General features: G+C 68.9%; 23 protein-coding genes. 12 read left to right on the top strand and 11 right to left on the bottom strand.

Annotated features, from left to right (window positions below; all coding sequences use genetic code 11):
- The first annotated feature begins 37 nt into the window (after positions 1-37).
- On the top strand, positions 38-1,246 hold the full coding sequence (locus tag H4W30_RS17490; RefSeq protein WP_192743761.1) for a glycosyltransferase 87 family protein: 1,209 nt from the start codon (positions 38-40) through the stop codon (positions 1,244-1,246).
- On the opposite strand, the gene serC is transcribed toward H4W30_RS17490, so the two are convergent.
- A complete protein-coding gene (gene serC, locus H4W30_RS17485) occupies positions 1,243-2,370 on the bottom strand; it encodes a phosphoserine transaminase (RefSeq protein ID WP_125693785.1) in 1,128 nt (375 codons plus the stop codon). The two genes, H4W30_RS17490 and serC, sit on opposite strands and share 4 nt — an antisense overlap.
- Positions 2,371-2,486: 116 nt before the next feature.
- On the opposite strand from serC, the gene H4W30_RS17480 reads away from it, so the two are divergent.
- Together H4W30_RS17480 and H4W30_RS17475 are read left to right on the top strand one after the other, a co-directional pair.
- On the top strand, positions 2,487-2,804 hold the full coding sequence (locus tag H4W30_RS17480; RefSeq protein WP_192743760.1) for a hypothetical protein: 318 nt from the start codon (positions 2,487-2,489) through the stop codon (positions 2,802-2,804).
- Complete coding sequence (locus H4W30_RS17475) at positions 2,804-3,313, top strand: hypothetical protein (protein ID WP_192743759.1); 510 nt, start codon at positions 2,804-2,806, stop codon at positions 3,311-3,313. Before H4W30_RS17480 ends, H4W30_RS17475 begins: the two co-directional genes overlap by 1 nt.
- Here H4W30_RS17475 and H4W30_RS17470 read toward each other — a convergent pair.
- The 8 genes from H4W30_RS17470 to H4W30_RS17435 all read right to left on the bottom strand — a co-directional run bounded on the left by H4W30_RS17470 (position 3,310) and on the right by H4W30_RS17435 (position 10,503).
- Positions 3,310-4,656 carry a serine hydrolase domain-containing protein gene (locus H4W30_RS17470; protein ID WP_192743758.1) on the bottom strand — a complete coding sequence of 449 codons (1,347 nt, stop codon included), beginning with the start codon at positions 4,654-4,656 and terminating at the stop codon, positions 3,310-3,312. The genes H4W30_RS17475 and H4W30_RS17470 overlap by 4 nt on opposite strands.
- A gap of 14 nt (positions 4,657-4,670) precedes the next feature.
- On the bottom strand, positions 4,671-5,291 hold the full coding sequence (locus tag H4W30_RS17465; RefSeq protein WP_192743757.1) for a response regulator: 621 nt from the start codon (positions 5,289-5,291) through the stop codon (positions 4,671-4,673).
- Positions 5,288-6,442: a sensor histidine kinase gene (locus H4W30_RS17460; protein ID WP_192743756.1), complete on the bottom strand. Its 1,155-nt coding sequence runs from the start codon at positions 6,440-6,442 to the stop codon at positions 5,288-5,290. The genes H4W30_RS17465 and H4W30_RS17460 overlap by 4 nt, the downstream gene beginning before the upstream one ends.
- Positions 6,439-7,251, bottom strand: a complete 813-nt coding sequence (locus H4W30_RS17455; protein ID WP_192743755.1) for an ABC transporter permease — start codon at positions 7,249-7,251, stop codon at positions 6,439-6,441. The genes H4W30_RS17460 and H4W30_RS17455 overlap by 4 nt, the downstream gene beginning before the upstream one ends.
- Positions 7,248-8,087 carry an ABC transporter ATP-binding protein gene (locus tag H4W30_RS17450; RefSeq protein WP_225949372.1) on the bottom strand — a complete coding sequence of 280 codons (840 nt, stop codon included), beginning with the start codon at positions 8,085-8,087 and terminating at the stop codon, positions 7,248-7,250. The genes H4W30_RS17455 and H4W30_RS17450 overlap by 4 nt, the downstream gene beginning before the upstream one ends.
- Before the next feature lie 84 nt (positions 8,088-8,171).
- Complete coding sequence (locus tag H4W30_RS17445; protein WP_192743754.1) at positions 8,172-9,101, bottom strand: nucleotidyl transferase AbiEii/AbiGii toxin family protein; 930 nt, start codon at positions 9,099-9,101, stop codon at positions 8,172-8,174.
- A gap of 73 nt (positions 9,102-9,174) precedes the next feature.
- Positions 9,175-9,867, bottom strand: coding sequence for a type IV toxin-antitoxin system AbiEi family antitoxin domain-containing protein (locus H4W30_RS17440; RefSeq protein WP_192743753.1), 693 nt, complete (start codon positions 9,865-9,867; stop codon positions 9,175-9,177).
- Positions 9,868-9,915: 48 nt separating this feature from the next.
- Positions 9,916-10,503, bottom strand: a complete 588-nt coding sequence (locus H4W30_RS17435) for a TetR/AcrR family transcriptional regulator (protein ID WP_192743752.1) — start codon at positions 10,501-10,503, stop codon at positions 9,916-9,918.
- 164 nt (positions 10,504-10,667) lie between these two features.
- Between H4W30_RS17435 and H4W30_RS17430 the strand changes: the two genes are divergently transcribed.
- From H4W30_RS17430 to H4W30_RS17420, 3 genes are read left to right on the top strand one after another with little or no spacing between them, the layout of a single operon-like run.
- Entirely contained in the window at positions 10,668-12,167 is a 1,500-nt protein-coding gene (locus H4W30_RS17430; protein WP_192743751.1) for an MFS transporter, read from the top strand.
- Between the two features lie 36 nt (positions 12,168-12,203).
- Positions 12,204-13,895 (top strand): SDR family oxidoreductase, encoded by a 1,692-nt coding sequence (locus H4W30_RS17425; protein ID WP_192744143.1) that lies wholly within the window; start codon positions 12,204-12,206, stop codon positions 13,893-13,895.
- Positions 13,896-13,912: 17 nt separating this feature from the next.
- Positions 13,913-14,506 (top strand): TetR/AcrR family transcriptional regulator, encoded by a 594-nt coding sequence (locus H4W30_RS17420; protein WP_192744142.1) that lies wholly within the window; start codon positions 13,913-13,915, stop codon positions 14,504-14,506.
- A 41-nt stretch (positions 14,507-14,547) separates the two neighbouring features.
- On the opposite strand, the gene H4W30_RS17415 is transcribed toward H4W30_RS17420, so the two are convergent.
- A complete protein-coding gene (locus H4W30_RS17415) occupies positions 14,548-15,696 on the bottom strand; it encodes a citrate synthase 2 (RefSeq protein WP_192743750.1) in 1,149 nt (382 codons plus the stop codon).
- A gap of 292 nt (positions 15,697-15,988) precedes the next feature.
- Between H4W30_RS17415 and H4W30_RS17410 the strand changes: the two genes are divergently transcribed.
- From H4W30_RS17410 to H4W30_RS17385, 6 genes are read left to right on the top strand one after another with little or no spacing between them, the layout of a single operon-like run.
- Entirely contained in the window at positions 15,989-16,291 is a 303-nt protein-coding gene (locus tag H4W30_RS17410; RefSeq protein WP_126730487.1) for an urease subunit gamma, read from the top strand.
- Between the two features lie 13 nt (positions 16,292-16,304).
- Entirely contained in the window at positions 16,305-16,598 is a 294-nt protein-coding gene (locus H4W30_RS17405; protein WP_192743749.1) for an urease subunit beta, read from the top strand.
- Positions 16,598-18,319, top strand: a complete 1,722-nt coding sequence (locus H4W30_RS17400) for an urease subunit alpha (RefSeq protein WP_192743748.1) — start codon at positions 16,598-16,600, stop codon at positions 18,317-18,319. The genes H4W30_RS17405 and H4W30_RS17400 overlap by 1 nt, the downstream gene beginning before the upstream one ends.
- Complete coding sequence (locus tag H4W30_RS17395; RefSeq protein WP_192743747.1) at positions 18,319-18,993, top strand: urease accessory protein UreF; 675 nt, start codon at positions 18,319-18,321, stop codon at positions 18,991-18,993. The genes H4W30_RS17400 and H4W30_RS17395 overlap by 1 nt, the downstream gene beginning before the upstream one ends.
- Positions 18,983-19,690 carry an urease accessory protein UreG gene (gene ureG / locus H4W30_RS17390; protein ID WP_037317874.1) on the top strand — a complete coding sequence of 236 codons (708 nt, stop codon included), beginning with the start codon at positions 18,983-18,985 and terminating at the stop codon, positions 19,688-19,690. The genes H4W30_RS17395 and ureG overlap by 11 nt, the downstream gene beginning before the upstream one ends.
- Entirely contained in the window at positions 19,687-20,391 is a 705-nt protein-coding gene (locus H4W30_RS17385) for an urease accessory protein UreD (protein ID WP_192743746.1), read from the top strand. The genes ureG and H4W30_RS17385 overlap by 4 nt, the downstream gene beginning before the upstream one ends.
- A gap of 200 nt (positions 20,392-20,591) precedes the next feature.
- On the opposite strand, the gene H4W30_RS17380 is transcribed toward H4W30_RS17385, so the two are convergent.
- The gene (locus H4W30_RS17380; RefSeq protein WP_192743745.1) at positions 20,592-21,692 is read right to left on the bottom strand and encodes a lipase family protein; all 1,101 of its coding nucleotides are present in this window, start codon (positions 21,690-21,692) and stop codon (positions 20,592-20,594) included.
- Positions 21,693-21,697: the final 5 nt, after the last annotated feature.

Below are 21,697 nucleotides of genomic sequence, written 5' to 3'. Positions count from 1 at the left end.
GGACTGGACGCGGAGTAGCGGTGGGTAATCTCGCCGGGTGCTGGTGGGATTGTCGGGGCGGAAACTCGCGGGGGCGTTGATCGCGCTCGAAGTCGTCGTGGTCGGCGTGCTCTTCACCCTCAAGGTGTTCGACGGCCAGGACCTCGAGGTCTACATCGGCGGCGCGCGGCTGCTTCTCGACTCGGGCGACCCGTACGGCGCGTGGGTGCAGACGCACGGCGGCTGGCTGCCCTTCACCTACACACCGTTCGCGGCCGCGGTGTTCCTGCCCGGCACGCTCCTGTCCGCCGCGCTGGCCACGAGACTGGTCGGGCTCGCGTCGATCATCACGGGCGGGATCGTCGTCTACCTTTTCGTGGCCACGCTCAACGGCTCGCTCACCGACCGTGCGAACGTCCGCGGCCGCGCCATCGCCGTCCTGGCGGCGATCGGGGCACAGGCGGTCGGCGGGATCATGGAGCCGGTCCGCTCGACGCTCGGCTTCGGCCAGGTGAACACCCTGCTGATGCTGCTGGTCGTCCTCGACGCGCTGCTCCCGGGCCGCGCCCGCACGAAGGGACTGCTGATCGGCGTCGCCGCGGCGATCAAGCTGACGCCGGCGTTCTTCATCATGTTCTTCTTGTTCCGTAAGGACTTCCGCTCCGCGGCCCGGGTCGTCGCCGGTTTCCTCGGCGCGGGCGGGCTGATGTTCCTGGTCGCGCCGGGAGCGTCCGCGAAGTTCTGGACGAACATCCTCTTCGACACCGGCCGGATCGGCGATCGCGGTTACGTCGGCAACCAGTCGCTGCGCGGGATGCTCGCGCGGTTCGGGCTCGGCTCGGCGGAAGACGTCGTCTGGGTGCTGGCGTCGATCGCCGTGGTCGCGCTGACCGCGTTCGTGATCGTGCGCGTCGCGGAGCCGGTGTTCGCGCTGACCGCCTGCGCGATCGGCGGGCTGCTGGTGTCGCCGGTGTCCTGGACGCACCACTGGATCTGGTGTGTGCCGATCCTCGCGCTGCTGATCTGGACCCGATCGGTCGTTTCCTACGCCCTCGCGGCCGTGACGGTGGCGCTGTTCGTCGTCGCGCCGATGTGGCTCGCGCCGCGGCCCGCCGGGAGCTTCGGCTGGTGGCTGGCGACGGAGTCCTACGTGCTCTACGGCCTTTTGCTGCTGGTGGTGCTCTTCTTCGCCCTGGTAGCGCGTGAAGGCCCCCTTCCCTCGGCTCAGCCGAGGGAAGGGGGCCTTCACGCGCGAAAAGAGTCCTAGCCCAGGCGCTCGACGACGTACTCGATGCTCTGGGTCAGCTTCGTGATGTCGTCCGGGTCGATGGCCGGGAACAGGCCGACGCGCAGCTGGTTGCGGCCGAGCTTCCGGTACGGCTCGGTGTCGACGATCCCGTTGGCGCGCAGCACCTTCGCGACCGCGGCGGCGTCCACCTCGTCGGCGAAGTCGATGGTGCCCACGACCTGCGAACGCAGCGACGGGTCGCTGACGAACGGCGTCGTGTAGCTGGTCTTCTCGGCCCATTCGTACAGCCGGGTCGACGAGTCGCGGGTGCGCGAGGTCGTCCACTCCAGGCCGCCGTTCGAGTTCATCCACTCGATCTGGTCGGCCAGCAGGAACAGCGTCGACACCGCCGGGGTGTTGTACGTCTGGTCCTTGCGGGAATTGTCGAGCGCCGTGGTCAGCGACAGGAACTCGGGGATCCAGCGGTCGCTCGCGCCGATCTCGCCGATGCGCTCGACGGCGGCGGGCGAGGCCAGCGCGATCCAGAGGCCGCCGTCGGAGGCGAAGGACTTCTGGGGCGCGAAGTAGTAGACGTCGAAGTCCTCGGCCTTGACCGGCAGGCCGCCCGCGCCCGAGGTGGCGTCGATGGCGACGAGGGCGCCTTCGCTGCCTTCGGGACGGCGGACGGGCACCGCGACACCGGTCGACGTCTCGTTGTGCGCCCAGCCGACCAGGTCGGCACCGGCCTCGTAGGCGATCTCGGGAGCGCTGCCCGGGTCGGCCTTGACGACGATCGGGTCGGCGAGGAACGGGGCGCCCTTGGTCACCGTCGCGAACTTCGAGGAGAACTCGCCGTAGGTGAAGTGCTGCGCACGTTCCCGCACGAGCCCGAACGCGGCGGCGTCCCAGAATGCGGTCGTCCCGCCGTTGCCGAGGACCACCTCGTAGCCCTCGGGCAGGGAGAACAATTCGGACAGACCCGCACGCACGCGGCCGACGAGGGACTTCACCGGCTTCTGACGGTGCGAGGTGCCGAGGTAGGTGGCACCGGATTTCGCCAGGTTGGCGAGCTGCTCGTCACGGACCTTGGACGGTCCGCAGCCGAAGCGGCCATCGGCAGGCTTCAGGTCCGCGGGGAGGGTCAACTCAGGTGCGTCGGTCATATGCCCAGTCTCTCAGGTCGGGATGACCCTGCTGATAGTCGGTGTCGCGTGTCCGGTATGTGGGATCGACCAACTCCCTCCCGCCGGTGCCCGTCGCGCGGGTAGCTTCTCGCCTCATGGCGACAGTGCACGAGCGATTCCCGGTTCCCCCTGAGGCGTTGTGGCAGGCCCTCCCGAACGGGGTCGACGCGGTCAAGGGCCAGGTCCCCTACTACGACGCCGCGGCCGGGTACGTCACCTTCTCGACCAAGCTCGGCTTCTTCAGCTACGGGCAGACGGTCACCGTGAAGGTGGAGCGGACGACGGAGGGCTCCGGCCTGGCGATCCAGACGAGCTTGAAGTTCGGCTTCGTCGACTGGGGCGAGGGCAAGCGCATCGCCCGCAAGTTCATCGCGGCCGTCGGCGCGGCGGTCGGACACACCCCGGCGGCCTGATGCCCGACCCGTGGAGACCCAGATGGGGTTTCCTGCTCCTTTACTTCCTCGGGCTCGGCGGGCACTGGATCTTCCGCGACTGGGACGACACCGCCACCATCGGCGCGATCGTCGGTTTCGCGGGCGCGCTCGTGCTCGTGTTCGTTCCCGGCCTGCCGTCCTGGATGCACGGAGACCTCCCGGGAGAAAGGTCCTCGCCGAGGATCCGCCAGTGGTGGGCGGCGCTGCGGTACACGATCCGCCGTCGTGAACGTGTCCTCGACGTCGTGCTCGGACCCTGGGCGCTGTCCACCGCCACGCTGGACCCGGGCACCGGGACCGCGCGCGGGTGGGCCGTCCTCGACGGCGACCCGGCGAAGTTCGTCATCGACGACTGCCCGGACGAACTCGCCGAATCGCTGCGCGGCCCGCGTCGCATGTGGGTCGTCGGCGACGCCCGCTACGGCGACGTCCTGGTGTGCGCCGACGGCGGCCGCGAGTTCACGACCGCCGCCATCCGCTTCCGTTAGCGCCAGCCCTCGGGGTCGACGCCGCCCGGGATGGGCGCGGTCGGGTCGAACGGGGTCCGAGAGAAGATGAACGTCGCGAGGTCGAGGTGGTTCGGCTTCCCCGCTGAGTCCCGCCCGACCCGCAGCGTTTCGCCCGCGTAGTAGGCGTCGAGGCCGACCCAGGTGTCTTCGCCCACCGGTGCGAACCGCGACGCGCGGCCGGGGCCGTCGGTCGGCGCGAGGGAGAACAGGCCGCCCGGGAGTAGCCGCAGGTGGTACGGCGTCGGGCCCCAGTGCCACAGCCCCGTCAGCTCCAGCAGCTTCGGGTCCACTGTGGACGGTTGCCATTCGGCGGGCATGGCGGGCTCGTGCTGTTCGGTCAGCTTCATCAGGTCGAGGCACAGCTGCGTGATGCCGACACCCGCCGTCGAGTTCGTCAGCACCAGCGCGCCGATGCCCGCGTTCGCGTCGACCAGCGAACAGGCGAGGAATCCCGGCATCGATCCGGTGTGCCCGGCCAGCCGCCTGCCTTCGGTGCGGACGAGCATGACGCCGAGGCCGAACCCGGTGGTCCAGGCGTCACCGTCGTCCACGGTGACCATCTCACGCATCTCCGCGACGGTCTGCTCGCTCAGCACGCCGCCGGTGTGGCCGCCGAGGAACGACGTCCAGCGGGCGAGGTCGTTGATCGTCGACCACAGCTGCCCGGCGGGCGCCATCGCGCCCGCGTCGGGAGACGGCTCCGGCATGAGGAGATCGGCGAAGGGATGCACCGCGAATCCGCTCGCGTGCGCGCCTTCGGGATGCGGCGACGTCCTGGTCATGCCGAGCGGGCCGAGGATCTCGGCGCGGATGACGTCGAGCCACGACTGCCCGCGGAGCCGGGCGACCAGCTCGCCGAGCACGCCGTAGCCGACGTTGCTGTAGTGGAACCTGCTGCCCGGCCGCAGCCGCGTCGCGCCGTCCTTGAGGCTCTCGACCAGCGCGTTCCAGTCGGCGCCGACCGTGCGCTCCCACCAGGAGCCGGGCGATTCCGCGGTCAGGCCCGACGTGTGCGACAGCAGCTGAGCGATGGTGGCCGAGCCGAACGCGGTGCCCGGCAGGTGCCGCTCCAGCGGGTCGTTGAGGTCGAGCTTGCCTTCGTCGCGCAGCCGCATGACGGCCGTCGCGACGAGTGTCTTGGTGATCGAGCCGAGCCGGTACTGCGTGTCGGCGCCGGGTGTCTCGCCGTCGACGCGTCCGCGCCCTCCTGACCAGGCGAGTTCCCCGTCGCGGACGACGGCGGCGACGATGGACGGGGCGCGGCACGAGGATTGCTCGTGCGCGAGGCGGCGGAGCAGCGCCAATTCGGTCGAGGCAAGCATGGGACGCATTCTGCCTACCCGAGCAGGCCCAGTCGCATAGCGGTGGTCACCGCGGCCGTGCGGTCCGAAACGTCCAGTTTGCCGAACACGCGCAGCAGGTGGGTCTTGACCGTCGCCTCGCTGATGTGGAGCGCCCGGCCGATCTCGGCGTTCGTGCTTCCCCGCGCCACCAGCCGGAGCACTTCGATCTCGCGTGCCGACAACGGTGACGTCGTCGGGTTGCGCACGCGGTTCACCAGCTTCCCGGCGACCGAAGGCGCCAAGACTGTCTCGCCGCGCGACGCGGCACGGATCGCACCGGCCAGCTCCGCGCGCGAAGCGTCCTTCAGCAGGTACCCGGAGGCGCCGGCTTCGACCGCGCGCAGGATGTCCGCGTCCGTCTCGTAGGTGGTGAGCACGACGATCCGCTGGCCCGGCCGGTCGGCGAGGATCTTCCGCGTCGCGCCGACGCCGTCGAGACCGGGCATCCGCAGATCCATGAGGATCACGTCCGGCTGCTTGACCCGGCTCAGCGCGACGGCCTCGTCGCCGGAACCCGCTTCCCCGACGACGCTCAGATCCGGCTCGGCCTCCAGCATTCCGCGCAGACCTTCCCGCACCACGGGGTGATCGTCGACCAGCATGATCGTGATCACGCGGGTACCTCCAGTTCCAGCGTCGTCCCCGCACCGGGTTCGCTCTTCAGTGTCACGATGCCACCGACCTGATCGGCGCGCGCCCGCATCCCCGCCAGACCGAAGCCGCCGGTTGGCGCCGCGGGGTCGAATCCGCTGCCGTCGTCGGTCACGGCGAGCCGGACCCTTCCGTCCACAGTGGACAGACTGAGGGCGGCCGAGGTGGCGCGGGAGTGCTTGCGGATGTTGCTCAAGGCCTCCTGCGCTCCTCGCAGCAGGACGACCTCAGTGGCCATCGGGAGCGCGGGCAGCGGGCCGTCGACGTCGACCGACGCCTCGATACCGGACTCCTCGGTCAGCCGTTCCACCTGACGGCGCAAGGCTTCCTCCAGTGAAGTGGCGGCGAGCGCCGACGGCCCCTGAGCCGCGACGATCGCCCGCGCCTCCGCCAGGTTCTCCCGGGCAGTCCGGGCCGCGAGCTCCAGATGACGGCGGGCCGCCTTCGGATCGGTGTCCATTTCGGACTCGATCGCCTGGGTGAGCGTGACGATACTGGTGAAACCCTGCGCGAGCGTGTCGTGGATCTCGCGGGCCATGCGCTCGCGTTCGGCGGCCGTCCCCGCCTCCCGCGAGAGCCGGGAAACCTCCGCCTGGCTGGCTTTCAGCTGTTCGATCAGCGCCGCCCTGCTCTTGCTCTGCTCGATGATCTGGGTGGTGTAGCGGCCGGCGAGGAGACTGAAGATGATCAGGATCGCCGTCATCGGCAGCAGGACCGGCTGCTCGTCGAGGCCGCCCCGGACGAGCAGCGACGCCGGGCTCGACAGCACCGCCGCCGTGGTGAGGATCGACGCGGCCTTCGTCGGCATCGTCATGTACAGCACGGGGCAGACCAGGAAGAGGATGAAGCTGGAGTTTCCCGAGGCGAAGACGGCGCCCAGCGTGAAGAGCATCATCATCCCGGCGAACAGCCACGGCGTGTGCTCGTACTCGGGACCCTTGATGAGGCGGCGTCCTTGGACCAGGTAGGTCGCGCCGAGGCCCGCCAGGCACAGGAGGGCGACCGTTTTGTTCGTCGTCGTCCCGTCTTCGATGAGTACCAGCGCCGTCGTCGCGGCGAAGGTGACCCCGAACAGGACCTCCCAGAGCCAGTAGAACCGCTCCCAGGCGTTCACCTGCCCTCGTTCGACCAGCGGAACGTCAGCTTCGCCAGCAGCAGCCCCGCGGCGCACCACGCCGTCAGCACCAGTGCCACCATCGGAAGTTCCCATGTTCCCGCCATCTCCTGTGTCGCGGCCTCGGCCGGCAGGAACACCGAGCGGAAGCCCTGGCAGATCCACTTCACCGGGAAGAACGAAGCGATGTCGACCATAACCTTCGGAAGAGTGGTGATCGGCGTGACGAACACCCCGGAGATGAACTGCAGCGCGATGTAGATCAGGTTGGTCACCGCGACCGCGCCGCTGACCGTCCGGGTGACCGAGCCGAGCGCGATCCCCAGCAGCGTGCAACCGGTGATGCCGAGAAGGAAGACCCACAGCGCGGTCAGCAGTTTCGCCGGATCGGTGGGCAGTTCCAGATCGAACAGCAGGCTGCCCACGATCGACATCAGCACCACCTGCGCGATGCTGGTGAAGCCGACCAGGATGATCTTGCCGACGAAGTAGGACGCCGCGGGCATCGGCGTGCCACGCAGCCGTTTCAGCGCCCCGAGCTCGCGATCGGACGCGAGGTTGATCCCGATGCTGGTGAAGGACGTCGAGACGATGCCGGAGCCGATCATGCCCGCGGCCAGCACCTGGCCGGTGGTGATCGCCATGCCGGGCATCGAGGAGTTCAGCATCGAGCCGAGCAGGATCATCAGCAGCGAGGGGAAGGCGAAGGTGAAGATCACCTGCTCGCGGATGCGGAAGAACTGTTTGATCTCCGCGGCGCCCCGGACGAGACCGAGCGAGAAGGTGCCCGGGAGGGTCAGCGTGCTCATCGGGCTTCTCCGATCAGATCGAGGTAGGTGTCTTCGAGGCTGGGGCGGTGGACGGTCAGCTCGGCCGGCTCGCGGCCGTCGGCGGAAAGCTCGCGGATCAGCTTGGCCGGGAAGTGGGTTCGCTCCTGGTGACCGCCGCGCTCGTCGGTCCAGCTGACGGTGGCCTCCGCGGTCGCCCTGCCGCCGAGCGTCTGCGGTGTCCCTTCGGCGACGATCGCCCCGCGCGTGATGACCGCGACGCGATCGGCCAGCGCTTCGGCCTCGTCGAGATAGTGGGTGGTGAGCAGGATCGTGGTGCCTTCGCGGGTGAGACTCCTGATCAGCTCCCAGAACTGGCGCCGGGCCGCCGGATCGAATCCGGTCGTGGGCTCGTCGAGGAACACCAGCTCGGGCCGCCCGATGATCCCGAGCGCGACGTCCACGCGACGTCGTTGCCCGCCGGACAGGCTTTTGACGCGGGCACCCGCCTTCTCGGTCAGGCCGACCTGCTCGATCACCTCATCGGTGTCGCGGGGAGCCGGGTAGTAGCGGGCGAAGTGCCGGACCGTCTCGGCGACGGTGAGCTCGGCGGCGTCGTTGGCCGTCTGCAACACGATCCCGAGCTTCGCGCGCCAGGCGCGGCCGGCGGTGCCGGGATCGTCGCCGAGCACGTCGACCTCGCCCTCGGTCCGCTTGCGGTGGCCCTCCAGGATCTCGACCGTCGTCGTCTTGCCCGCTCCGTTGGGCCCGAGCAGCGCGAACACCTCGCCCGGCTCGATGTCGAGATCGATCCCCCCGACGGCCGTGTGGCCCGGGTACTCCTTGCGCAGGCCGCGCACTCTCACTGCCGTTTCCATACCTTCGATCGTGCTGTGCTGGGCGGGTGCGCGGGACGACCGCTGGACTGAACCCGGCTGTCAACCGATCGATGGACACCGGTGTCACCGCCAGGCTCGTTCCTCGGGACGCCACCGCCCTGCCGGAGGCTCGGCCTGCAGAAGCGGAGTTACGAAGGAGTCCACGAGGGTGTGCACACCCTTGAGCGTCCGAAACTCGGACGGCAGCCCGCGGACACCTTGCGCGGCTTTGTGATAGCCGCCCTGCCAAGAACGCGGATCGGGAACCTCGAACCCGGCTGGTGGATTCACCACCATCCCGCGTCTTCGGCGACGCGCGATTTCGTCGCACAGGATCTCGTGCGTCTCCTTGCCCGGTATGGAGGACTTCAAGGCGAACAGGGCGAGGTCGACGAGATCCTTGTAACGCGTGGATGGATGATCGCCTGCCTGATGGCGTTCGTACATCGCGCAGATCTTTTCCGCGACATGGTCTTCGATCGGGAACATCCGCGCGTCTGGCCAAGGTGCGCAATCACTCGCGAAAGGTGGTTTCAGCGGCTCGGTGGTGATGGGGCCCCGTGGCATGTGCCCGGAGGTGACGACGTCTACGCGGACCCGGTGATTGAGCGGTGCGTTTTCGAACATCGCCATGAAGGACACCTTGCGGGTCGGGCGTTCGACATGCGTTTGGGTGGAGGTGCCGAGGTGGGAGAACCAAATGTGATCGTCGAGACGCAGCGTGGCCGCTGCTTTGAGCGCCTCGACCGCGGCTTCGGTCGTGTCCTCCACGGAAAGCAGGTCGATGTCGGTGGAGTAGCGCGCGGAAGGCCAACGGACCAGCAGGGCTTGGCCGCCTTTCAGCACCCAGTTCGCGGCGTCGTCGCCATGGAAGACCCGGGCGATCAACCGTCGATGGAAATGCAGCTGCAGTAGTTCGCCGGTGGAAGCGCCAGCCCGCTCCGCATCGTTCTTCGCTCTGTCCTTTTGGGAATCGAGATAACCGCGCGGTGTTCTCAGGCGCTGCGAGGGCATTCCTCCATCGTGGTGTGACAGCACGAACTCGATGGAGAAGGTGTCGCGACCTGGATTTGCCGCCACGCAAGGATCAAGGCCGCGTCGGAGTGGGACGGTGGGCGAGTTGTGCGACCGAGGTGCCGATCTCGGCGAGCAGCCGATCGAGCAACGCTTCGCCGTCTCCGGGGCGACGGACGCCATAACGCAAGGCATAGGGGCCGCTGTGCTCTGCCAGGACATCGACGCGAACGAGGTTCGCCTCTACCGCTTCTTGGATGATCGTGGCGATATGGCTGCCATCTGTGCGCTGATCCAACAGGTCGAGGATGGTGCGCAAGGCCGTGGTGACGGGAAGTCCGTCGATCGTCGTCACGTCGTCTTCGGTCAGTTCGGCGACCCTGAAGCGCACGTCGGGGTCTCGGCTGGTGCGACGACGAGGCGTGGTCAGGACTATCCGGTCGTCGACGAGTTCACCGAGCCTGTGCAGCCGCGCGGCCGACTCGTGGGAAATCACCCCTCCGTCCGGATCGAGAGGAGTCCGCTTCCACGCGGGTTCGGCCGCGTCGAGCATCAGCCAGGCCGCCTGTTCCTCCCGTGCCTCGGTCACGGCGGCGATCGTGGCGGCATAGACGCCGTGACGGGCACGGTCGAGGTGGCCGGCTTTCTCCAAGCGATGCAGCGTGACGCCGTCTACGCCGGCCGCCTTGGCTTGCCGGGAAGTGACCATGCCCCATTGGGCGCTGGTGAACGCACTGAGCCGCAGCAGTGCATCACTCGTCTTCATGCAGCGAAGTTTACGTCACTGGACAGCGTTAGTTACTTCGAGATGTAACTAACGCTGCGCCAGTAGAGCGCGGACGGAGGTTTCCAGCGAGGGCAGAAGGGCGGTTGGGTCGGCCGAGGTGAGCATCCGGTTCGCGAAGCCGTCGGAGAGGGCGAGGACGGCATCGGCCAGGTCGCTCGCCGCGAGGTCGTCGCGGACATGGCCCTCCGCCTGCGCTTTCGAGAGGTACTGGGCCGTGATCTCCGCGAGTTCGTCGTAACCCGTGCGGATGAACTCAGCCCACGACGGCCGGACGGCGGCGCGGGCGGTGAAGGCGTTGATGACGATCACCTCCGCGCGGCGTTGCTCGTCGAGCGGCATCGCCTCGACCAGCAAGCGCAACAGGAGGTCGAGCAGGTCGCCGGACTGATCGAGGGTGTTCCAGCGCTGCTCCAGGAACTCGCTGGTCATGTCGAGGGCGAAGCGGAACAGGTCTTCCTTGGTGGAGAAGTACTTCTGCACCGCGCCCGCGGACACCCCGGCTTCGACGGCGACCGAGCGCACGCTGACGGCCTCGACGCCTTCGCGCGCGACGATGCGCAGGAGGGCGCCGGCGATCTCGCGGCGGCGTTCGGCGCGGTCGACGATCTTCGGCACGGACGCATCCTCCTCTCCTCGGGGCGACAGTGGGCCTCTCGCGAGGGGGTGTGTGGAAATAGGGACGTTGAGTGTCCCTATTTCCACACACCTCCTACTCTGCGTCCCCCTTGCCCGCTCCTCCCTCTTTAGAATACAGTCGTATCCGAAAAGGGGGTACTGGGGTGGACGAAGTAGCGCAGAAACGAAGGGCGGAGGAGAACCAGCTCGCCGCCGCGCTGACCAAAGGTCCGGCGGAGGTGCTCGATTTCCTCCTGCCGCTGTGGGTGGGGAGTCAGCTCGGCGCGTCGGCCGCTGAGGTCGGGGCGCTGACGGCGCTCGAGACGCTGGTGTCGTTCGTGGCCCGGCCGATCGCGGGTTCCCTCGCGGACCGGTTCGATCGCGGCCGGATCGCGGCCGTCGGCGCGGTCCTCTATGGACTGTCCTTTGTGGTCTACGCGGTGGCGCCGGGGATCGGGGTCGCCTATCTGGCCGCGGTTCTCGGCGGCGCGGGCGGCGCGCTGTTCTGGGTCGCCTTGCGGGCCCGCGTGGGGGAGGGGCTCGCGAGGGACGACGGAGCGTTCAGCAAGCTGTTCGCGGCCGAGGGTGGCGGAACGTGGATCGCGTTCGTGGTCGCGTTGACCGCCATCGCCTGGATCGACTACCGGGGCGTGTTCTGGCTCGGCGCGGCGGCGTGCGCGGTGGCTGCGGTGATCCTGCTGAACGCGAAGTCCTCGCCGGTGCGCGAAGAGGGCGCGCCGCGGCTGCTGCAACTGGGCAAGAGGATGCGCCCGATGCTCGCGCTCGTCGCGTTGACCGCGATGGCGGAGGCCGGGGTCGCCCTGTTGCTCCTGATGCACCTGCAACGCGGGCACCAGTTGCAACTCGGCGAGATCGCGGCGGTGTTCATCCCCGGCTTCATCGTGTACAGCCTGCTGCCGGACTACCTGCACGGCTTCGTCCGCAAGGTCGGCCGGACGCGGGTGCTCGCACTGGCGATGGTGGCGAGCGCGATCTTCGCCGCCGGGCTGGCCTTCGCGCCGAGTCCGCCGGTGCTCGCGGTCATGTGGGTGCTGTCCGCGGCGGCGTTCGCGGCCGCCATCCCGGTGGAGCAGGCGGTGGTCGCCGAGGCGGCCGGGCTCAGTCTCGGCCGCGCGATGGGGATCTACGAGAGCGCGACGCTACTCGGAGCGACGATCGGCACCTTCGTGGCGGGGCAGCTCTACGGTTCGGACGCCGGGTGGCGCGCCGCCTGCTTCGGCGCGGCGGCGCTCCTGCTCTTCGGATCGTTCGTGGTTCGTGGCGCCGTACGGCGTGTCGGAGTTGCGGAGTTTCCCGTGGAACCACGAAAAACGGTGTCACAAAAGGAAAAGCCGGTAACCCGCACGGTCGGGGAGAGTGCGCAAGCGGCCGAATCGGTGACGAAGGAGCCGAACAAGCGCGCGAACCCGCTCCGCAACTGGGCGGTCCATCTCGCGGTGTACGTCGTGGCGCAGGCGGCGCTGGCGTCCGCCGGCTACAGCTGGCCGGTCGAAGCGCTGTTCGGTGACCCTCATCCCGCCGAGTGGTACTGGAATTCCAGTGGTCACTGGCTGTTGAACATCGGCCGGATCTGGACCTTCATCCTGGTGATCGACACGGTATGGACCCTCGGCCGCGCGGTGCTGAAAAAGTGGCCTTATTGACAAGTTGTCTAACATGACAGGATGTCTCACAAGTGGGTGACGGCCAGCGACGGTATCCGCCTTTCGGTCCGGGTGACCGGCGTCGACGACGCGCCCACGGTGGTGCTCGTCCACGGCTACCCGGACAACGGCTCCATGTGGGACGGCATCGCCGCCCTGCTGGAACGCCGCTACCGGGTCGTCGTCTACGACGTCCGCGGTGCGGGCCGCTCGGACAAGCCCTCAGGACGCGCGTCCTACAAACTGGACCAGCTGTCCGACGACCTGGCCGCGGTCGTCGACGAGGTCCAGCCCGAGGGCAAGGTCCACCTGCTCGCGCACGACTGGGGTTCCATCCAGACCTGGCATTCGGTCACCGGCGAAAAGCTGCGCGGGCGGCTCGCGTCGTTCACGTCGATCTCCGGGCCGAGCCTCGATCACGCCGGCGCGTGGTTCCGTGCGCAGGTGCGCCCGAGCCCGAAAAGGCTCAAGAACGCGCTCGTCCAGTGGGCGCATTCGACCTACATCCTCGGCTTCCAGATCCCGCTGATCCCGCAGCTGCTCTGGCGCACCGGGGCGATGGGCGCGCTGATCGGCCGGATGGATCCGGCGGCCGGAGCTCCGTCCACTTCGGACGGCCTGTACGGCCTCAACCTCTACCGCGCCAACATGTTCACGCGTCTTTCCCGGCCCAGGCCGCGGCCGGCCGAAATCCCGGTGCAGGTGCTCGCGCCCACCGGCGACAAATTCGTCACCACGCCGCTCCAGACCGAGATCGAGCGCTGGGCGCCGGACCTCCGGATCCGCCGGATCGTCGGCACGCACTGGGTCGTCCGCGAGAAGCCCCAGGTGATCGCCGACGCCACCGCCGAGCTGATCGACCACGTCGAGGGCGGCGAGGAGAGCCGTGCGCTCAAACAGGCCCGAACCCGAGGATTCGCGCACAAACTCGTCGTGGTCACCGGCGCCGGCAGCGGCATCGGCCGCGCGACGGCGCTCGCGTTCGCGGACAAGGGCGCCGACCTGGTCATCACCGACATCAACGGCGCGGCCGCCGCGGAAACCGCGAAACTCCTGCGGGACAAGGGTGCCACCGTCGGCGAGTACACAGTGGACTCCTCCGACGCCGAGGCGGTCGAGAAGTTCGCCCAGCGGGTCAAGGAGGAGTTCGGGGTTCCGGACATCGTCGTCAACAACGCGGGGATCGGCCTGTCCGGCCCGTTCCTCGACACGACGGTCGAGGACTGGGAACGCCTCATCGACGTGAACCTGTGGGGCGTCATCCACGGCTGCCGCGTCTTCGCCGAGCAGATGCGAGAGCGGGCCGAAGGCGGCCAGATCGTCAACGTCGCTTCGGCCGCCGCTTATCTGCCGTCGAAGATCCTTTCCGCCTACGCCACCACGAAATCAGCCGTGCTGACGCTGAGCATCTGCCTGCGGGCCGAGCTCGCCGCCGAGAACATCGGCGTCACCGCGATCTGTCCCGGCATCGTGAACACGAACATCACCAGCACCACCCGTTTCGTCGGTGTCGACGAGATCGAGCAGAAACGGCGCCAGAAGTCGAGCAGCAAGCTGTACGCGAAACGCGGTTTCGGCCCGGAGAAGGTCGCGCGCGACATCCTTCGCGCGGTCGAGAAGGACAAGGCGATCCAGCCGTCGACCCCGGAGGCCAAGGCCGCGCTCGTCCTCTCCCGGCTCACCCCCGGGCTGCTGCGGGCCGCGGCGAAACTGGACGTCACCCCGTGACCGGACGTCCACGCCGGATGTCGCCGGAAGCGCGCCGCGAGGACCTGATCCGTGCCGCGCTGGACCTGTTCGGCTCGCGCGCGCCGGAACTCGTCACGGTCGACGACATCATCGCCCGCGCCGAGGTTTCGCGGCCGCTGTTCTACCGGTATTTCTCGAGCCTGCGGGAACTGCAGGTCCAGGCGCTGAAAACGGTCACCGAAGGCCTTATCGACGGCCTGGCCGGGCTGGAGGACGGCCCGCCCGAAACCCGGCTGCGGGCCGCCGTCCGCGGGTTGATCGACGTCGCCGATCACTACCGGGCCGGTTATGTCGCGCTGTTGCGCAGCGGCTCGGTGATCGCGACGTCGGAGACGGACGCGGCGATCGACGAGGTCCGCAACCGCGCCGTCGAGCTCATCCTCGACGCGCTGGGAGTGTCGGAGCCCTCGCCTATGCTCCTGCTGACGTTGCGCTGCTGGACCGCGGTGGTCGAGGGCTCGTTGCTGAGCTGGCTGCAGGAGCGAGCCGTGCCGCGCGAAGCCCTGGACGGCTGGCTGGTCGATCAGCTCACGGCCATGCTTTCGGCGACCGAACGACACGAGCAGGCAGTGGGTGTCGTGAGTGGCTAGGACGGTTAGAACCGTCCTAGCCACTCACGAAACCAAACGCGTCAGGACTGCTTGCTCACCAGGTCCCAGCCTTCGACGTCCTCGGGCTTACGCGGCTCCGGCCCAACGTACTTGGCCGACGGCCGCACCAGGCGTCCGGTCTTCTTCTGCTCCAGGATGTGCGCGGCCCAGCCGGCGGTGCGCGCCGAGCTGAACATGGCGGGCATCATGTGCGGCGGTACCTCGGCGAAGTCCAGGATCACGGCCGCCCAGAACTCGACGTTGGTCTCGATCGGGTGGTCCGGACGCCGCTCGCGCAGCTCCTTCAGCGCCACCTGCTCCAGCTCGGCAGCCGCTTCGTACCGCGACGCGCCGAGCTCCTGGCAGGTGCGGCGCAGCACGCGGGCCCGCGGGTCCTCCGCGCGGTACACGCGGTGCCCGAAGCCCATCATCCGTTCCTTGCGGTCCAGGATGCCCTTGACCAGGCCGACCGCGTCGCCGGTCTTCTCGACCTCTTCGATCATCGGCAGCACCCGCGCCGGCGCGCCGCCGTGCAGCGGGCCGGACATGGCGCCGATCGCGCCGGACAGCGCCGCGGCGACGTCGGCGCCGGTCGAGGCGATGACCCGGGCGGTGAAGGTGGAGGCGTTGAGGCCGTGCTCGGCGGCCGAGACCCAGTAGGCGTCGATGGCCTTGACGTGGGCCGGGTCGGGCTCGCCGCGCCAGCGGACCATGAACCGTTCGGTGATCGACTTCGCCTCGTCGACCCGGGTCTGCGGGACGGCGGGCTGCCCGATACCGCGCGCGGACTGGGCGACGTACGAAAGCGCCATCACCGAGGCGCGGGCCAGCTGGTCGCGCGCTTCGTCGTCGGTGATGTCGAGCAGCGGCCGGTAGCCCCAGATGGGGGCGAGCATGGCCAGCGCGGCCTGGACGTCGACGCGGACGTCGCCGGTGTGCACCGGCAGCGGGAACGGCTCGGCGGGCGGTAGCCCGTGGCCGAAGCGACTGTCGACGAGAAGGCCCCAGACGTCACCGAAGGTCACCTTGCCGGCGAGATCCTCGATGTCGACACCTCGATAGCGCAGTGCGCCACCGTCACGGTCGGGCTCGGCGATTTCGGTCTTGAAGGCGACCACACCTTCGAGACCCGGTCGGAAACCGTCGTCGACCTGGTCGGACGGCTTGGTGCTGATCGTGGAGGTACTCACTGTGGTGAAACCTTTCGATGCGCATTCCCCGGCTTTGTGTTTCATGCGTGGACGGGATGCACGCAGCGAAGGCGCGCCTCATCGCACGGATGGACAAACTTTGCTCCACGTCGCGGCGCGGGGCAATCGAAAGATGTGGTGCTTTCGGTCACGATTACGAGAACGATTCAGTGAAATCGGGCTTCGTACGCGAAGAGTTACGGTGCCGTTCACTTTCCGTGTACCGGTCGCCGAGGTAAATCCTGTGTTTCGAGATCGGGCGGCCTGCGGTTTCCGGTGATAGACCTTTCCCATGCACCTGAGCCCCCAGGAGCGGGACAAACTGCTCATCCACGTCGCGGCGGACGTGGCTCGCAAACGCCTGGAACGCGGGGTCCGGCTGAACTACCCCGAAGCGGTCGCGCTGATCACCGACCACGTCCTCGAAGGTGCCCGTGACGGCCGGACGGTGAGCGAACTCGTCGCGAGCGGCCGCACGGTGCTCTCCCGGGCGCAGGTGCTGGACGGGGTGCCGGAGATGGTCGATTCCGTGCAGGTCGAAGCCACTTTCCCGGACGGCACGAAGCTCGTCACCGTGCACGACCCGATCGTCTAGGGAGGGGCCGCGAGTGCGACCAGGGGAGATCATCACCGGCGGCGCGCCGGTCGAGCTGAACCCGGGCAGGCCGCGGGTCCGGCTGCTCGTGCGGAACCTCGGCGACCGGCCCGTCCAGGTCGGCTCGCACTACCATTTCGCGGCGGTGAATCCGGGGCTCGAATTCGATCGCGAAGCCGCGCGAGGGCATCGGCTCGACGTGCCCGCGGGGACTTCGGTGCGGTTCGAACCGGGTGTGGAACGCGAAGTCGACCTCGTCCCGCTGGCCGGGAACCGTGTGGTGCCCGGATTGCGGCTGGAGTCCTGATGCCGTCGATCGATCGCGAGCGGTACGCCGAACTGTTCGGCCCGACGACCGGCGACCGGATCCGCCTCGCGGACACCGATCTATTCGTCGAGGTCACCGAAGACCGCAGTATGGGTCCGTCCGGCAGCGGCGACGAAGTGCTGTTCGGCGGCGGCAAGGTCATCCGCGAATCCATGGGCCAGGGAATGGCGACCAGGGCCGAGGGCGCGCCGGATCTGATCATCACCGGCGCCGTGATCCTGGACCACTGGGGGATCGTCAAGGCCGACGTCGGCGTCCGCGACGGCCGGATCGTCGGCATCGGCAAGGCGGGCAACCCGGACACGATGGACGGCGTCGACCCGGCGCTGGTCGTCGGCCCGTCGACGGAGGTTTTGTCCGGCAACGGGAAGATCCTCACCGCGGGCGGGATCGACTGCCACGTCCACTTCATCTGCCCGCAGCTGACCGAGACCGCGCTGGCGTCCGGGCTCACCACCCTCGTCGGCGGCGGGACCGGCCCGGCCGAAGGCAGCAAGGCCACCACCGTCACGCCCGGCGCGTGGAACCTCGGCCGGATGCTGCAGGCGATGGACGGCCAGCTGGTCAACGTCCTGTTGCTGGGCAAGGGGAACACCGTCCGGCACGAGGCACTGCGCGAACAGCTGGCCGCCGGCGCCGGCGGGTTCAAACTGCACGAGGACTGGGGCAGCACCCCGGCCGCGATCGACGCCTGCCTCACGGTGGCCGACGAATCCGGTGTCCAGGTGGCGATCCACACCGACACGCTGAACGAGGCGGGTTTCCTGGAGTCCACAGTGGACGCCATCCGGGGTCGCTCGATCAACGCGTACCACACCGAAGGCGCGGGCGGCGGGCACGCGCCGGACATCATCCAGGTCGCCGGGCTGCCCAACATCCTGCCGTCGTCGACGAACCCGACCCGCCCGCACACCGCGAACACCCTCGACGAGCACCTCGACATGCTCGTCGTCTGCCATCACCTGAACCCGTCGGTGCCCGAGGACCTGGCGTTCGCCGAAAGCCGGATCCGGCCGACGACCATCGCGGCCGAGGACGTCCTGCACGATCTCGGCGCGATCTCCATGATGAGCTCGGATTCGCAGGCGATGGGCCGGATCGGCGAGGTGATCATCCGGACCTGGCAGACCGCGCACGTGATGAAGCGACGGCGCGGCGCCCTGCCCGGCGACGGCGCGGCCGACAATCTGCGGGCTCGCCGCTATGTCGCCAAATACACGATCAACCCCGCGATCGCGCACGGCATGGACCACGAGATCGGTTCGGTGGAGGTCGGAAAGCTCGCGGATCTCGTGCTGTGGGAGCCGAAGTTCTTCGGAGTGCGGCCGCACGTGGTGCTCAAGGGCGGCTTCCCCGCGTGGGCGGCGATGGGCGACGCGAACGCGTCCATCCCGACGCCGCAACCGGTGCTCGCGCGGCCGATGTTCGGCGCCGCCCCGGTGGTCGCCGCGGCGAGCAGCTTCCATTTCGTGGCACCGGAAGCGCTGGAAAGCGGGGTGGCCGAACGGTTCGGCATCGCGCGAAGGCTCGTGCCGATCGCGAACACGCGCTCGCGAGGCAAGGCCGACATGGTGCTCAACGACGCGACGCCGGACATCCGGGTGGAGCCGGACAGCTTCGCCGTGCACGTCGACGGTGAGCTGATCGAGCCGCGGCCGGTGACCGAACTGCCCATGGCGCAACGATACTTCTTGTTCTGATGGATCTTTCAGCGATTATTCTGGCCGACTCCCGGTTCCCCGGGGGCGGGCACGTCCATTCCGGCGGGCTCGAAGAGGCAGTCACCCGGAAACTGATCACGCATGAACGCGATCTGCCGGGTTTCCTCTCCGGGCGCCTGCGAACGGCCGGTTCGTTGGCCGCGGTGTTCGCGGCCGCTTCGGCGCACGCCGCCGCACGTGGCGTCCATAGTGGACACTGGAGACGGCTCGACGTCGAACTCGACGCCAGGACGCCGTCGCTCGCCCAGCGCGAGGCGTCCCGCGCGCAAGGTCGCGGAACCGCTCGGGCGGGAATGGCGGCGTGGCCGTCGCCGGTGCTTTCGCAGCTCCTGAAGGAAACCCCGCGTCCGCATCATCCGGTGATCGTCGGCGCGCTGGTTCGCGTGCCCTTCGATGCCGCTATGGCGGTGGCGTACCTCGCGATCAGCGGGCCCGCGAGCGCGGCCGTCCGATTGCTCGGGCTCGATCCGTTCGCCGTCAACGGGGTCGTGGCCCGGCTCGCGAACGAGGTCCGGGATGTTTCCCGGCGCGCGGCCGAGGTCGCGGGCGACGATCCGGCCGATCTCCCGGCGCCGGGTTCACCGGCGCTCGATCTGTTCGCCGAGGCACACGCCCGGCATCACCAGGAAGAGGTGCGTCTCTTTGCCAGTTGAGCATGGTCACGGTCACGGACATGTGCACCCGGTCAATTTCGACCCGACCGCCGCGGAACCCGACCATTACGAGCAGGCGCCGACCGCGGGGCGCGCGTACCGGATCGGGATCGGCGGGCCGGTGGGGAGCGGGAAGACCGCGCTCACGGCGGCGCTGTGCCGGGCGCTCGGCGACGAGGTGAACCTCGCCGTCGTCACGAACGACATCTACACCACCGAGGACGCCGACTTCCTGCGCAAGGCCGGGGTGCTCGACCCGGAGCGGATCGAGGCCGTGCAGACCGGCGCGTGCCCGCATACGGCGATCCGCGACGACATCACCGCGAACCTCGACGCCGTCGAGCGGCTGGAGGAGCGCTTCCCGGGGCTGGATCTGGTGATCATCGAAAGCGGCGGGGACAACCTCACGGCGGTGTTCAGCCGGGGGCTCGCCGACAGCCAGGTCTTCGTGGTCGACGTCGCCGGTGGCGACAAGGTGCCGCGTAAGGGCGGGCCGGGCGTCACGACGGCGGATCTGCTGGTGATCAACAAGATCGACATCGCGCATCTGGTCGGCGCGGACATGGACGTGATGACGTCGGACGCGCACCGGATGCGGGGCGAACTTCCGGTGATCACTCAGTCCCTTGTGGACACCCCGAACGCGCCGGCGGTCGCGGACTGGGTCCGCTCGCTGCTCCCGGTCCGCGCGGGGTGAAGGCGCACGCGCGGCTGACCGCCTGCTTCGAGGGCGGCCGGACCGTACTGCGTGAGCTGCGCTCGATGGCGCCGCTCACGCTCCTTCCCAAGCGGGGCGCCGGCGTGACGGCGGTGGTGCATCTGGTCAATTCGGCGACTTCGCCGTTGGGCGGCGACGAGCTGAAACTGACCATCCGTGTCGGCGCCGGGGCCTCGCTGCGGCTTTCCGGGGTGGCGGCGACGATCGCGCTTCCCGGCCCGCACGGGGAGGGGAGTTCGTCCCTTGTGGACGTTGTCGTGGAGGACGGTGGATTGCTGGAGTATCTGCCGGAGCCGACCGTCGTGACCGCTCGTGCTCGGCACACTGCCGAGTTCCGGGCCTCGCTGGCTCCTGGTGCCTTCCTGCATACGCGCGAGGTGCTGGTGCTCGGGCGGGCCGGTGAGCGGCCGGGGACTTTGGCGACCACGCAACATGTCGTGCGGGGAGCCGTTCCGGTGTTGCGCCAGACGCTGACGATCGGTGACTCCACTTTGGACTCCAGCCTGGCGCATCTGGCGGGGCGGCGGGTGCTGGCGACCGATCTGGTCGTGGGCGGCCCTTCGCTGCCTGCCGCCTCGGGTGAGTGGTGGTCGCGTACGCCTTTGGCCGCCGGTGGGACGCTCACGACTTCTTTGGCGCCGGACGCGGTGACCGCGCTTCGGGTGTTCGACACTGTCTGATGCCGGTCGTGTTCGGACGACACGCGTGATCAGACGGACGACACGCGTGACTGGACGGACGACACGCGGGGAGACCCGGCCTCGGTCGTGTCGTCCCTTCAATCACGTGGGGCTCGTGTGGCGGTGGCAAGCGTTGCGAAAGCCACTTTCGCAACCTTCAAGGTTGCGAAAGTGGCTTTCGCGTCATCCCCCGGGGCTCGTCAGAACTTGGTGCCCAGCCAGGTCATCGCGACAGGGCCGCCCGCCGAGACGCCGCCGATGTGCTCCAGCAGCGGGAACTCCTGCCAGGTGACGTCGGCGCCGAGGGCGCGGTAACGGTCGAGCAGGCCCTTGCCGACCGCGAGCGGGATCAGTTCGTCCAGCGAAGCGTGGTACAGGAAGACCGGCGCGCCGGGTTTGGTCTTGCCCGCCAGGTTCTCGCCGAGCCTGGCCTGCCAGCGCGGGTCCGACGAAACGTTCGGCACGGTCGTGAAGTCGTTGAGCCGCGCGAAAGGCGCCGCAGCGCCGAGCTCGACGGTGCACGCTTCCTTGACCTTCGCGACGGCCCGCTCGCCCTTAGCGTTGAGCACCTCGGTGAACGGCAGTTCCGGGTAAGCGGTCGCGAAGCCGACAGCGGCACCGAGTACGAGACCGAACGCCGGCCCGCCGTCGTTGAACTTCAGGACCGCGTTCAGATCCGCCGGGACGCCGCCTTCCGCGACGCCGACCAGGTTGACGTCCGGCGCGTAGGACGGCTGCAGTTCGCCGGCGAAAGCCGCGGCCTGACCTCCTTGCGAGTAACCGAAAACGCCGACCGGTCCGGTCTTGGACAAGCCCGCTTCAGGGACCCGGGAAGCGGCCCGGGCGGCGTCCAGGACGGCCCGGCCTTCGGACTGGCCGACGGCGTAGGTGTGCGTGCCCGGGGTGCCGAGGCCCTCGTAGTCGGTCACGACGACCGCCCAGCCACGCGAAAGCGCTTGGCTCATCAGGAGGACTTCGTTCTCGGACCCGTTCGTCAGCCGGGTCGACGGCGCGCAGCGGTCGCCGAGGCCGTGCGTGCCGACGGCGTAGCTGACCAGCGGGCGGGCGCCCTTCGTCCACGGCGTGTGCGGGACCAGCAGGATGCCCGAAACCGTGTTCGGCTGCCCCGTCGCCGAGGTGGAGCGGTAGTGGAGTTTCCAGGCCTTCGCCGGGGCGGTGGCGACGACCGATTTGTAGTCGACCAGATCCCCTGGGGCGCTCGGCGCGGCTTGCGCGGCCGGGGCCCCGATCAGGGTGGCGGTGAGAGCTGCGACCAGAACTGTCCGAAGCGCCAGACGCATTACAG

The organism is Amycolatopsis roodepoortensis (assembly GCF_014873915.1).
GTDB classification, from domain to species: domain Bacteria; phylum Actinomycetota; class Actinomycetes; order Mycobacteriales; family Pseudonocardiaceae; genus Amycolatopsis; species Amycolatopsis roodepoortensis.
The sequence above is the reverse complement of the archived record's forward strand: the minus strand, read 5'-3'. Positions and strand labels throughout refer to the sequence as shown.